This is a genomic window from Streptomyces sp. NBC_01439, from assembly GCF_036227605.1.
In the GTDB taxonomy this organism is placed as follows: Bacteria; Actinomycetota; Actinomycetes; order Streptomycetales; family Streptomycetaceae; genus Streptomyces.
In genome coordinates, this window is sequence record NZ_CP109487.1 from 4,828,539 (window position 1) to 4,841,340 (window position 12,802).

Here is a 12,802-nt window from a genome sequence, read left to right on the forward strand (position 1 = left end):
GCGCCGCACCCGCCCCACCCGCCGCATACTCAAGGGCATGAGCTACGACGCGATCGTGCTGGCCGGCGGCGCCGCGCGACGACTCGGCGGGGTCGACAAGCCCGCGCTGAGCGTCGGCGGCCGCGCACTCCTCGACCGCGTCCTCGACGCCTGCCCGGACGCCCGGACCACCGTCGTGGTCGGCGGTCGCCGCGCCACCGCGCGCCCGGTCCTGTGGACCCGCGAGGACCCGCCCGGCGGCGGCCCCGTGGCCGCGCTGGACGCCGGTCTGCGCCGGACCACCGCCGAGCTGGTCCTCGTGCTCTCCGCCGACCTGCCGTTCCTCGACCGGGAGACCGTACGGACCCTGCTGGACGCCCCCGTCGTGGACGGGGCGATGCTGCGGGACCCCGACGGCCGGGACCAGCCGCTGGTCGCCGCCTACCGGGCCGAGCCGCTGCGCCGCGAGATCGCCCTGCTCGCCGCCGAGCACGGCACGCTCACCGGGCTCCCGCTGCGTGCGCTCACCGCCGCACTGGACCTCGCCCGCGTCACGTCCCGGCCACTCGCCTCCTTCGACTGCGACACCTGGGACGATCTCGCCGCCGCCCGTGCCCGGATCAGGGAGCATGGAAGCGTGTTGGAGCAATGGATCACCGCCGTCAAGAGTGAGCTGGGCATCGACCTCCCCGTCGACACCAAGACCCTGCTCGACCTCGCCCGGGACGCCGCCCACGGCGTCGCCCGGCCCGCCGCCCCCCTGACCACCTTCCTGGTCGGCTACGCGGCCGCGCATGCCGCCGCCACCGGCGCCGACCCCGCCCAGGCCGTCGCCGAAGCCTCCCGCAAGGCGGCCGACCTGGCGCTGCGGTGGGCCGACGAGGCAGCGGCCGACACCGCCGAACGGAACGGCTCCGAATGACCCCCACGAACTCCGCGGAGCAGGCCCTCGACGAGGCCCTGGCGCTGGTCAGCCGCAGCCCCGAGGGCGCCGGCACGGGCAGCGCGGGCGGCGGCGCCGGCGGCCACCGCGCTTTCGGCTGGCAGCGGGCCCGGGACACCGCCGCGCACGCCGGAAGCCGGGTGCGACCCCGTACCCACGACGTGCCCCTCGCGGACGCCCTCGGCGAGGTCCTGGCCACCCCCCTGGACGCACTGACCGACCTGCCGTCCTTCGACACCTCCGCCATGGACGGCTGGGCCGTCGCGGGCCCCGGCCCCTGGAGCGTGCGCGCCGGCGGCGGGGTCCTGGCCGGCTCCGAGCGGCCGGAGCCCCTCATCGACGGCGAAGCCGTACGGATCGCCACCGGCGCCCGGATCCCCGGCGACGCCACCGCCGTCATCCGCAGCGAGCACTGCCGCGAGGCCGGCACCCAGCTCTTCGCCGACCGGCCCGTCCTCACCGGCCAGGACATCCGCCCGCGGGGGCAGGAGTGCCGCTCCGGGGACCTGCTGTTGCCGGCCGGCTCCCTGGTCACCCCGGCCGTGTTGGGGCTCGCCGCGGCGGCCGGGTACGACGAGCTGACCACCCGGCCCCGCCCCCGCGTGGAGATCCTGGTGCTCGGCGACGAGCTGCTCACCGAGGGCCGCCCGTACGAGGGTCTGGTGCGCGACGCCCTCAGCCCCATGCTCGGGCCCTGGATGGAGCGCCTGGGCGCCGAGGTCATCGGCACACGACGGCTCGGCGACGACCCGGCGGGGGCCGCGGCCCTGCTGGAGGCCGTCACCACGAGCACCGCCGATGTCCTCGTCACCACGGGCGGCACCGCCTCCGGCCCCGTCGACCACGTCCACCCCGTCCTACGGAAGGCCGGCGCCGAACTGCTGGTCGACGGGGTGGCGGTGCGCCCCGGGCACCCCATGCTGCTGGCGCGCATCGGGTCGGGGACCCCCGCCGAGAACGCCGAGAACGCCGAGAACCCGGTGCGCCATGTCGTCGGGCTGCCCGGCAACCCGCTGGCCGCCGTATCCGGACTGCTGACCCTCGCCGAACCCCTGCTGCGGGCCCTCGCCGGCCGCCGCAGGCGCCCCCGCTACACGGCGCCGGTGCAGGGCGACGTACCGGGCCACCCGTACGACACCCGGCTGGTCCCGGTCCTGCTGAGCGACGAGCACGCGGTGCCGCTGCGCTACCACGGGCCTGCGATGCTGCGCGGTGTGGCCGCCGCCGATGCACTGGCCGTCGTACCGCCCAAGGGCGCGCGGTCCGGGCAGGAACTGGAAATTCTCGATCTGCCGTGGGCTTCTGGAGGATGTTTCACGTGAAACTGCACGGCCAGGACTCCATGGCCCGCGGCGCCGACGAGAAACTCGTCTCCCGGCGCATCAAGCTACCCAAACGCGTCGTCGAGGCGCCGCTCAGGCAGGTGACCAAGCGCCTGCTGATGGCGTTGTTCGTGCTCTTCCTGACGGTCTTCATCGTGTGGCTGGACCGCGACGGCTACCACGACAACGCCAACGAGCAGGTCGATCTCCTCGACTGCTTCTACTACGCCACGGTGACGCTGTCCACGACGGGCTACGGCGACATCGTGCCGTACAGCGACAGTGCGCGACTGATCAACATCCTGCTGATCACCCCGCTGCGCGTGCTGTTCCTGATCATCCTGGTCGGCACCACCCTGGAAGTCCTGACGGAACGGACGAGGGAAGAGTGGCGGCTGAAGAGCTGGAGGAAGAACTTGCGTGAGCACACGGTCGTCATCGGCTTCGGCACGAAGGGCCGCTCGGCCCTCATGACGCTGCTGGCCACCGGCCTCTCCAAAGAGCAGGTCGTCATCGTCGACCCGAGCGCCAAGGTGATCGACACGGCCAACGCGGAGGGCTTCACGGGCGTGGTCGGCGACGCCACCCGCTCCGACGTCCTGCTCCGCGCCGAACTGCAGAAGGCCCGTCAGATCGTCATCGCCACCCAGCGCGACGACACGGCGGTCCTGGTCACCCTGACCGCCCGGCAGCTCAACCGGGGAGCGAAGATCGTCGCGGCGGTGCGCGAGGAGGAGAACGCCCCGCTGCTGCGCCAGTCCGGCGCGGACGCGGTCATCACGAGCGCGAGCGCGGCCGGCCGGCTGCTGGGCCTCTCGGTGCTCAGCCCGAGCGCGGGCACCGTGATGGAGGACCTGATCCAGCAGGGCAGCGGCCTCGACCTCATCGAACGCCCCGCCCGCAAGGCCGAGGTCGGCAAGTCGGTGCGCGAGAGCGAGGACCTGGTGGTGAGCGTGCTGCGCGGGCACCGGCTGCTCCCGTACGACGACCCGCACGCGAACCCGATCCAGCTGACGGACCGTCTCATCACCATCGTGCGGGCGACGCCGCCGGCCTCGCCACAGGTGAAGTTCGGACCTGCCGATTAGCCGCGCCGTGGCGTAGCCTCCGGGCCATGCATGCGATCACCATCGAGCAGCCCGGCGGCCCCGAGGCCCTCGTCTGGGCCGACGTACCCGATCCGGTGCCGGGCGAGGGCGAGGTCCTCGTCGAGGTCGCGGCGAGCGCCGTGAACCGCGCCGACGTCCTCCAGCGACAGGGGTTCTACGATCCGCCGCCCGGCGCCCCGCGCCATCCGGGGCTGGAGTGCTCCGGGCGGATCGCCGCGATGGGGCCGGGGGTGTCCGGCTGGTCCGTGGGCGACGAGGTGTGCGCCCTGCTGGCGGGCGGCGGGTACGCGGAACGGGTGGCCGTGCCGGCGGGGCAGCTGCTGCCGGTCCCGGCGGGCGTGGACCTGGTGACGGCGGCCGCGCTGCCCGAGGTCGTCACGACCGTGTGGTCCAACGTGTTCATGGTGGCGGGGCTCCGCCCCGGCGAGACCCTGCTGGTGCACGGCGGGTCCAGCGGGATCGGGACCATGGCGATCCAGCTGGCGAAGGCGGTGGGCGCGACGGTCGCCGTGACGGCGGGCGGGCCGGAGAAGCTGGCGCGCTGCAAGGAGCTGGGAGCGGACGTCCTGATCGACTACCGCGAGCAGGACTTCGTGGCCGAGCTGCGCGAGGCGACGGGCGGAGCCGGGGCGGACGTGATCCTGGACATCATGGGCGCGAAGTACCTCGCCCGGAACGTGGACGCCCTGGCCGTGAACGGGCGGCTCGCGGTGATCGGGCTCCAGGGCGGGGTGAAGGCCGAACTGAACCTCGGCGCGCTGCTGGCCAAGCGGGCGGCGATCACCGCCACCTCGCTGCGCGCCCGCCCGCTGGATGAGAAGGCGGCCATCGTCGCCGCCGTACGCGAGCACGTGTGGCCGCTGGTGGCCGCGGGCCGGGTCCGCCCGGTGGTCCACGCGGCGTTCCCGATGCGGGACGCCGCCGAGGCCCACCGCGTCCTGGAGTCGAGCAGTCACGTGGGCAAGCTGCTGCTCACGGTGTGAGGGCGCTGGGAGGTGCCCCCGACAGGGCTGGAAGATCCAGCCCCGCCGGCGTTCGAGGCGCGGGGTCCGGGGCGGGGCCCCGGGACACCGGCCCTCTCCGAGACACCCGCCCCGCGCCGCACGGCTAGAGGCTGCGCAGCAGGACCGCCGGGGATTCCACGCAGTCGGCGACGTAGCGCAGGAAGCCGCCCGCCGTGCCGCCGTCGCACACCCGGTGGTCGAAGGTCAGCGACAGCTGGACGACCTTGCGGACCGCCAGCTGACCTTCGTGGACCCACGGCTTGTCGATGATCCGGCCCACGCCGAGCATCGCCGCCTCCGGGTGGTTGATGATCGGCGTGGAGCCGTCGACCCCGAACACCCCGTAGTTGTTCAGGGTGAAGGTGCCGCCGGTCAGATCGGCCGGAGCCAGCTTCCCGGCCCGGGCGAGCTCGGTCAGCCGGGCGAACTCGGCCGACAGGGACTCCGGGTTGCGGTGCTGCGCGTCCCGGACGACCGGAACCACCAGACCCCGCTCCGTCTGCGCGGCGAAGCCCAGGTGCACCGACGGGAGCCGGACGATCTCCTTGGCCGCGAGGTCCACGGTGGAGTTGAGCTCCGGGTACCGGGCCAGGGCCGCCGTGCAGATCCGGGCCAGCAGCGCGAGCACCGAGATCTTGGGCCCGCCCACGGCGTTCATCGCGGCCCGGGTGGCCATCAGCTCGGTGGCGTCCGCGTCGACCCAGCAGGTGGCGTCCGGGATCTCGCGGCGGCTGCGCGACAGCTTCTCGGCGACCGCCCCGCGCACTCCCTTGAGCGGGATCCGCTCGCCCCGTGCCGCCACCGCCGGCGCCGCCGCGGTGACCGGGGCGGGTTCGGGCGCCCGCAGCGCGGCCAGCGCCGCCTCGACGTCGGCCCGCAGGATCAGCCCTTCGGGTCCCGACCCCGTCAGCGCGCGCAGGTCGACCCCGCCGTCCTTGGCCAGCTTGCGCACCAGCGGCGAGATCACGGGCACCGGGCCGGCGACAGCCGCCGGAGCGACCGCAGCGACCGCAGCGACCGCAGCCGCAGGAGCGACCGGAGCGGCGACGACCGGCGCCGACACCGCGGCGGTGACGGGTCGCACCCGTCGCCGACGCGCCGGGCGCGAGTGGTCCTCTCCGTAACCGATCAGGGGCCGGGGCACGTTGCCGGAGCCCTCGGCCTCGGCCGCCTGCGCGGCCGGGGCCTCGGGGAGCGACGACGCCCCCACCGCGACGGTGATCAGCGGTGCTCCGACGGGCAGTTCCGTGCCCTCCTCCCCGAAACGGGCGGTGACCACACCGCCGTAGGGGCACGGAACCTCCACCATCGCCTTGGCCGTCTCGACCTCGACCACCGGCTGGTCGATGGCGACGACATCGCCCACCGCGACCAGCCAGCGGACGATCTCGGCCTCGGTCAGGCCCTCCCCGAGATCGGGAAGCTTGAATTCCATTACCTGCGGCATCAGTTCTCCCACTGCAGGCGGGCCACGGTGTCCAGGATCCGGTCCACACCCGGCAGGTGGTGCTTCTCCAGCATCGGCGGCGGGTAGGGGATGTCGAAGCCCGTCACCCGCAGCACCGGTGCCTCCAGGTGGTGGAAGCACCGCTCGGTGACCCGGGCGGCGATCTCCGCGCCCGGTCCGCCGAAGCCGCCGGCCTCGTGGACCACCACCGCGCGCCCGGTGCGGCGTACGGACTCCACGACCGTGTCCTCGTCGAAGGGGACCAGCGAGCGCAGGTCCACGACCTCCAGGTCCCAGCCCTCCTCGCGCGCCGCCTCGGCCGCCTCCAGGCACACCGGCAGCGAGGGCCCGTAGGTGATCAGGGTCGCGCTCGTGCCGGTCCGCCGGACCAGGGCCTTTCCGATGCCCGGCACGGCCGCCGGCGCCTCGGGCCGCCAGTCGGCCTTCGACCAGTAGAGCCGCTTCGGCTCCAGGAAGACCACCGGGTCGTCGCTCGCGATCGACGCGCGCAGCAGCCCGTACGCGTCCTCGACCGTTGCCGGGGTCACCACGTGTAGGCCCGGCGTGGCCACGTAGTACGCCTCGGAGGAGTCGCAGTGGTGCTCCACGCCGCCGATCCCGCCGCCGTACGGCACGCGGATGGTGATCGGCAGCGGCATCGCGCCGCGGGTGCGGTTGCGCATCTTCGCCACGTGCGAGATCAGCTGCTCGAACGCCGGGTAGGCGAAGGCGTCGAACTGCATCTCCACCACCGGGCGCAGCCCGTACATGGCCATGCCGACCGCCGCGCCCAGGATTCCCGCCTCCGCGAGCGGGGTGTCCGTGCAACGCTCCTCGCCGAACTCCTTCGCGAGCCCGTCGGTGATCCGGAAGACCCCGCCCAGCGTCCCGACGTCCTCGCCCATCACGTGGACCGTCGGGTCCTCGGCCATCGCGTCGCGCATCGCCCGGGTCAGGGCCTGCGCCATCGTCGCGGGCTTGGACCCCGTCTTCGCGGACTTCGCCGCCACCGTCGTCACTCCCGGCCCTCTGCTTCCAACTCTGCGCGCAGCATGGCCGCCTGCTCCCGCAGCCGGTCCGTCTGCTCCGCGTACACGTGCGCGAACAGGTCCGTCGGGTCCACCACCGGGTCCGCGTTCATCCCCTCGCGGAGCGCCGCGGCCATCGCCTCGGCGTCGTCGCGCACCGCCCGGATCGCCGCTTCGTCGATGATCCCGCGGGCGGTCAGCTCACGCTCCAGCAGATCGACCGGGTCGTGCGCCTTCCAGGCCTCGACCTCGGCGTCACCGCGGTAGCGGGTCGCGTCGTCGGCGTTGGTGTGGGCCTCCATCCGGTACGTGACGGCCTCGATCAGGGTCGGACCGCCACCGGCCCGGGCCCGCCGGACCGCCTCGGACAGCACCTCGTGCATGGCGGCGACGTCGTTGCCGTCGACCAGACGGCCGGGCATCCCGTACCCCACGGCCTTGTGGGCCAGCGTCGGGGCGGCCGTCTGCTTGGCGAGGGGGACGGAGATCGCGAAGCCGTTGTTCTGCACGAGGAAGACCACCGGGGCCTGCCAGACGGCGGCGAAGTTCAGTGCCTCGTGGAAATCGCCCTCGCTGGTGCCGCCGTCGCCGACCATGGCGAGGGCGACGACGTCGTCGCCGCGCAGCCGGGCCGCGTGCGCCAGGCCCACCGCGTGGGGCAGCTGGGTGGCGAGCGGGGTCGAGAGCGGGGCTATGCGGTGCTCGCGCGGGTCGTACCCGGTGTGCCAGTCGCCGCGCAGCAGGGTCAACGCCTGTACGGGGTCCAGTCCGCGCGCCACGGCCGCCAGGGTGTCCCGGTAGCTCGGGAACAGCCAGTCCTGCTCCTCGAGGACCAGTGCGGCCGCGATCTCGCAGGCCTCCTGGCCGACGGTGGAGGGGTAGACGGCGAGCCGGCCCTGCTTGGTGAGCGCCGTGGCCTGGGCGTTGTAGCGCCGGCCGCGCACCAGCTCGGCGTAGCAGCGGCGCATCAGCTCCGGGTCGAGCCGGTCCGCCGCCTCGGTGCCCAGCACCCGGTAGGGCTCGGGGTCCGGAAGCAGCGGCGCGGCATCCGTGCGGGGGCTCCAGGCGGGCGGCTGGGTGGAACGGTGGGACGCACCGGCACCGGGCAGCTCTTGGACCGTCATGGCGGCGTACACCTCCTCGTGGGAAGCGGGCAGGGGGTGCCCCGGGTGTGAGGCCCCTCACCTACCGATTGTTCGGTTGTCTGCGCAATTTGGCTACAGGCGACGCCAGGCTGTGGACAAACGGGCGCCGGGGCCCTGGGATGGATGCAGGACGTCCAGGAGAGGGAGGCATCGGGCAATGCCGGATGAACAAATGGCCGGAACGGGTCCCGCACCGGCTGTGCCCGGGGGCGCCCCGGGAGCCACTTCGGGCCCGCCCGTCGCACCCCGCCCGCTGGATCCGATCGACCGCTCGATCATGCGGCTGCTCCAGGCGGACGGCCGCGCGTCGATACGGTCGGTGGCGGAGCAGGTGCACGTCTCACGGGCGAACGCCTACGCCCGGATCAACCGGCTCATCGACGACGGGGTGATCCGCGGGTTCACGGCCCGCGTCAACCACGAACGCGCGGGCCAGGGCGCGTCCGCCTACATCACCTTGAAGATCGTCCAGAACTCCTGGCGCACGGTCCGCGAGCAGCTGCGCGAGCTCCCGGGTGCCGCGCACATCGCGCTGGTCAGCGGCGATTTCGACGTCCTGCTGCTGGTGCACACCCCGGACAACCGGACCCTGCGCGAGCTGGTCCTGACCCGGCTCCAGGCCATCCCGGAGGTCCTCTCGACGCGTACCCTGCTGGTCTTCGAGGAAACGGATCTCCTGGACACCGGCCCGGGCCCGGCCGGCGGCGCCCCGACGATCTCGGAGGACGCCCCCTGATCCGAGGGCACCCCCAAGAGGTGCCTGAGGGCTGTCCCGTAGCCCGTCCGGGTGTGACGGCGCCCCCGGTGCGGCCCGTACGGGCGCTCCGGGGGCGGTCGGTGCCCGGAAGGGTCAGCGGGCGGTGCGCAGGCCGTCGAAGGCGAGGTGGACCACCGCGTCGGCGAGCTGGGCGTGGCCGTCGCCCGGGTGCGGGCGGTACCACTCGACGAGGGAGTTGACCATGCCGAAGAGGAGCCGGGTGGCGAGGCGTATGTCCACGTCGGCCCGCAGGTCGCCCTCCGCCGCTGCGGCCCCCAGCAGGTCCGCGACCTGGTGGTCGAACTCGCGGCGGCGTTCCAGCGCCCAGCGCTCGGTGCGGGTGTTGCCGCGGACGCGCAGCAGCAGCGTCACGTACGGCAGCTCGCTGACCAGCACCTCGACCGTGCGGCGCGTGACGTACTCGACGCGCTCGACCGCCCGGCCGCGTACCGCTCCCGGCTCCTCCAGGATCCCGAAGAGCCCGTCGAGGGCGCGGCTCACGGCCCGCCGCAGCAGTTCCTCCTTGCCCGCGACGTGGTGGTAGATCGAGGACTTCGAGATGCCCGCGGCCTTGGAGAGGTGCTCCATCGAGGTGCCGTCGTAGCCGCGCTCGTTGAAGACCTGGACGGCGACCGACAGCAGTGTCTCGGGGGTGTAGGTGTCCCGCTTGGCCGTCGTCACTCGTTCTCCCCCGTGTCGTCCTGGTCGCCCTCTTCGCCGCCGGCCCCGTCGCCGTCCTCGTAGCCCAGTTTGAACAGGGCGAGGGAGGGTGCGTAGCGGCCGCCGGGGACGCGTTCGTCGAGGTGGTGCAGCAGGTCGTAGGCCCAGTCCCGGCCGATCCGGTCGTGCCATTCGGTCGGTCCCAGCGGGTAGTTGACACCCAGTCGCATCGCCGTGTCGATGTCCTCGGCGGACGCGACCCCCCGGGCGACCGCGTCGGCCGTCAGGTCGATCAGCATCGCGACGGTCCGCGCGACGATCATGCCGGGGACGTCGCCGATCACGGAGACCTGCTTGCCCAGCTTCTGGAAGAGGCCGATCGCCTCGGCGAGCGTGCGCTCGCTGGTGTCCGCGCTCGCGGAGAGCGCGATCCGGGTGGCGCCCCGGTAGTCGAGGGCGAGGTCGAAGTAGACGACGTCCGCGAACTCCACCGAGGTCTTGCCGTCCGCGAGGACCAGCTGGCCCTCCCCGGGGAGCTGGATGTACGGGCCGCCCTGCCCGGTGGCCGCGACCGCGATCCCGGCCTCCTCCAGCAGGTCCACCAGGTCGGCGGCGGGGCCGAGGTCACCGACGACGGTGACCTTCGCCGGGGCCTCCTCGGGCGCTGCGGTGTGGGGGAGCGCGGGCTCGGCGTCCGGGCCGTACGGGTACCAGCCGTGCCCGGACTTGCGGCCGAGGCGGCCCGACTGGACGAGGCGGCGCTGGGCGAGCGAGGGGGTGAACTTCGGGCTGCGGAAGAAGGACTCCCACACCGAGCGGGTCACGGCCTCGTTGACGTCCTGGCCGATCAGGTCGGTCAGCTGGAAGGGGCCCATCTTGAAGCCGCCGCTCTCGCGGAGCACGGCGTCGATGGTGGCCGGGTCGGCGCCCCGCTCCTCGTACACCGCGAAGGCCTCGGCGTAGAAGGGGCGGGCGATCCGGTTGACGATGAACCCGGGGGTGTCGGCGCAGCGGACCGGCGTCTTCCCCCAGCCGAGGACGGTGCGGTACGCGCGCTCGGCGGCGGCCGGGTCGGTGGCGAAGCCGCTGACCACCTCGACGAGCGGGAGCAGCGGGGCCGGGTTGAAGAAGTGCAGGCCGAGGAAGCGGCCGGGGTGCGCGAGAGGGGCGGCGAGCTCGGTGACCGAGAGGGAGGAGGTGTTGGTGGCCAGCAGCGCGTCCGGTGCGACCACCTCTTCGAGGGCGGCGAAGAGCGTCTGCTTCACGGTGACGTTCTCGACCACCGCCTCGATGACGAGGGCGGCCCCCGCGAGGTCCGCGAGGTCGCCGGCCGACGCGATCCGGCCGATCGCCTCCTCGGCCTCGGCGCGGTCGAGGCGGCCCTTGGCGGCCATCCGCTCGACCCGGTCCTGGACGATGCCGACCCCGTCGGCGGCGAGCGCGGCGTTGATGTCGTAGATCAGCACGCGGTGACCTGCGAGAAGGGCGACCTGGGCGATGCCCTGTCCCATGGTGCCGGCGCCGACGACCGCCACAGTGCGGGACCGCTCGATTGCTGTCATGCCCTGATCCTCCCGCACACACGTGTCCACAGGTCCGCCGGGCCCTCTTGTCCCGACCGATCGTTCGGTTACTCTAACTCCAGTCTGCTCTCCTTCGCCCGGCTCAACGAGGAGTTGGTCCCTGATGGCCGCCGAGCTCACCGTCCCCCAGCTGTCCGCCAAGCACCGGCCCACCCTGGACCAGGCCCTGTCGGCGATCCGCAGCCGCGCCTACTGGTCCCCGCACCCCGAACACCCCAAGGCGTACGGCGAGACCGCGCCCGCCGACGGGCTCGCCGCCTTCGAGGCCGTGCGCGGCACGCGGCTGGACCTGGGCCAGCCCGGCACAGACGGCTGGACGGGCGCCGAGGTGTCCCCGTTCGGCCCGGAGCTGGGTGTCGAGTACCCCCACGTGGACCCGGACGTGCTGCTGCCCGCGATGAAGGCCGGCATGGGCGCCTGGCGCGACGCGGGACCCGAGGCCCGCGCCCTGGTCTGCATCGAGATCCTGGCCCGCATCTCCGCCCGGACCCACGAGTTCGCGCACGCGGTCATGCACACCAGCGGCCAGGCCTTCATGATGGCGTTCCAGGCCGGCGGCCCGCACGCACAGGACCGCGGCCTGGAGGCCGTGGCCTACGCGTACGAGGAGCAGACCCGGGTCCCGGGCCGGGCCGACTGGTCGAAGCCGCAGGGCAAGAAGGACCCGCTGGAGCTCGGCAAGACCTTCACCGCCGTCCCGCGCGGCATCGCCCTCATGATCGGCTGCAACACCTTCCCGACCTGGAACGGCTACCCCGGCCTGTTCGCCTCCCTCGCCACCGGCAACGCGGTGCTGGTCAAGCCGCACCCGCGGGCCGTGCTGCCGCTCGCGCTGACCGTCCAGGTCGCTCGGGAGGTGCTGGCCGAGGCGGGCTTCGACCCGAACCTGGTGGCGCTCGCGGTCGAGCGCCCGGGCGAGGGCATCGCCAAGACCCTCGCGGTCCGCCCCGAGATCAAGCTGATCGACTACACCGGTTCCACGGAGTTCGGCGACTGGCTGGAGACCAACGCCCGCCAGGCGCAGGTCTACACGGAGAAGGCCGGCGTCAACACCGTCGTCCTGGACTCCACCGACAACTACAAGGGCATGCTGTCCAACTTGGCGTTCTCGCTGTCCCTGTACAGCGGCCAGATGTGCACCACCCCGCAGAACCTGCTGATCCCGCGCGACGGCATCGCGACGGACGCCGGCCACAAGGGCTACGACGAGGTCGTCGCCGACCTCGCGGCCTCGGTCGGCGGCCTGCTGGGCGACGACGCCCGGGCCAACGCGCTGCTCGGTGCGCTGGTCAACCCGGACGTCAAGACGCGGCTGGAGGCCGCGACCGCCCTGGGCGAGGTCGCGCTGGCCTCCCGGGAGGTCGTGAACCCCGAGTTCCCGGACGCGGTGGTCCGCACCCCCGTCATGGTCAAGCTGGACGCCGCCAAGCAGGACCCGCAGGCGCCGTACCTCTCGGAGTGCTTCGGCCCGGTCTCCTTCGCGGTGGCCGTGGACACCACCGCCGACGCCCTCGACCTGCTGCGCCGCACGGTGCGGGAGAAGGGCGCCATGACGGTGGGCGCGTACACCACCTCCCCCGACACCGAGCGGGCCGTCGAGGAGGTCTGCCTGGAGGAGTCCGCGCAGCTCTCCCTGAACCTGACGGGCGGAGTGTTCGTCAACCAGACCGCCGCGTTCTCGGACTTCCACGGCTCCGGCGGCAACCCGGCGGCCAACGCGGCCCTGTGCGACGGCGCCTTCGTCGCGAACCGCTTCCGGGTGGTGGAGGTGCGCCGCCAGGCGTGACCCGGTAGCCGCTTCACCGCGTCACCACAGCACTGCAGG

At 73.4% G+C, this 12,802-nt stretch carries 11 protein-coding genes; 6 read left to right on the forward strand and 5 right to left on the reverse strand.

All coding sequences use genetic code 11. The features are described 5' to 3' along the window. Positions 1-37: 37 nt before the first annotated feature. Genes OG207_RS21590 through OG207_RS21605 form a run of 4 tightly spaced genes read left to right on the forward strand, consistent with a single transcriptional unit; the run spans position 38 to position 4,336 of the window. Positions 38-901 (forward strand): NTP transferase domain-containing protein, encoded by an 864-nt coding sequence (locus tag OG207_RS21590; protein ID WP_329100125.1) that lies wholly within the window; start codon positions 38-40, stop codon positions 899-901. Continuing rightward, on the forward strand, positions 898-2,244 hold the full coding sequence (locus tag OG207_RS21595) for a molybdopterin molybdotransferase MoeA (RefSeq protein WP_329100126.1): 1,347 nt from the start codon (positions 898-900) through the stop codon (positions 2,242-2,244). The genes OG207_RS21590 and OG207_RS21595 overlap by 4 nt, the downstream gene beginning before the upstream one ends. Continuing rightward, a complete protein-coding gene (locus OG207_RS21600) occupies positions 2,232-3,332 on the forward strand; it encodes a potassium channel family protein (RefSeq protein WP_329100127.1) in 1,101 nt (366 codons plus the stop codon). Before OG207_RS21595 ends, OG207_RS21600 begins: the two co-directional genes overlap by 13 nt. 26 nt (positions 3,333-3,358) lie before the next feature. Continuing rightward, positions 3,359-4,336 (forward strand): NAD(P)H-quinone oxidoreductase, encoded by a 978-nt coding sequence (locus OG207_RS21605; protein WP_329100128.1) that lies wholly within the window; start codon positions 3,359-3,361, stop codon positions 4,334-4,336. Positions 4,337-4,460: 124 nt separating this feature from the next. Here OG207_RS21605 and OG207_RS21610 read toward each other — a convergent pair whose 3' ends face one another. Genes OG207_RS21610 through pdhA form a run of 3 tightly spaced genes read right to left on the reverse strand, consistent with a single transcriptional unit; the run spans position 4,461 to position 7,956 of the window. Next, complete coding sequence (locus OG207_RS21610; protein WP_329100129.1) at positions 4,461-5,804, reverse strand: dihydrolipoamide acetyltransferase family protein; 1,344 nt, start codon at positions 5,802-5,804, stop codon at positions 4,461-4,463. Beyond that, entirely contained in the window at positions 5,804-6,772 is a 969-nt protein-coding gene (locus tag OG207_RS21615) for an alpha-ketoacid dehydrogenase subunit beta (RefSeq protein WP_189738634.1), read from the reverse strand. Before OG207_RS21615 ends, OG207_RS21610 begins: the two co-directional genes overlap by 1 nt. 47 nt (positions 6,773-6,819) lie before the next feature. Next, the gene (gene pdhA / locus OG207_RS21620) at positions 6,820-7,956 is read right to left on the reverse strand and encodes a pyruvate dehydrogenase (acetyl-transferring) E1 component subunit alpha (protein WP_329100130.1); all 1,137 of its coding nucleotides are present in this window, start codon (positions 7,954-7,956) and stop codon (positions 6,820-6,822) included. Positions 7,957-8,134: 178 nt separating this feature from the next. Between pdhA and OG207_RS21625 the strand changes: the two genes are divergently transcribed. Further along, positions 8,135-8,713, forward strand: a complete 579-nt coding sequence (locus OG207_RS21625) for an Lrp/AsnC family transcriptional regulator (protein WP_402694740.1) — start codon at positions 8,135-8,137, stop codon at positions 8,711-8,713. Between the two features lie 114 nt (positions 8,714-8,827). On the opposite strand, the gene OG207_RS21630 is transcribed toward OG207_RS21625, so the two are convergent. Both OG207_RS21630 and OG207_RS21635 read right to left on the reverse strand, forming a co-directional pair. Next, entirely contained in the window at positions 8,828-9,415 is a 588-nt protein-coding gene (locus OG207_RS21630; RefSeq protein WP_329100131.1) for a TetR/AcrR family transcriptional regulator, read from the reverse strand. Further along, positions 9,412-10,956, reverse strand: coding sequence for a 3-hydroxyacyl-CoA dehydrogenase (locus OG207_RS21635; protein WP_329100132.1), 1,545 nt, complete (start codon positions 10,954-10,956; stop codon positions 9,412-9,414). Before OG207_RS21635 ends, OG207_RS21630 begins: the two co-directional genes overlap by 4 nt. A gap of 124 nt (positions 10,957-11,080) precedes the next feature. On the opposite strand from OG207_RS21635, the gene paaN reads away from it, so the two are divergent. Continuing rightward, positions 11,081-12,763: a phenylacetic acid degradation protein PaaN gene (gene paaN, locus OG207_RS21640; RefSeq protein ID WP_329100133.1), complete on the forward strand. Its 1,683-nt coding sequence runs from the start codon at positions 11,081-11,083 to the stop codon at positions 12,761-12,763. Positions 12,764-12,802 lie beyond the last annotated feature (39 nt).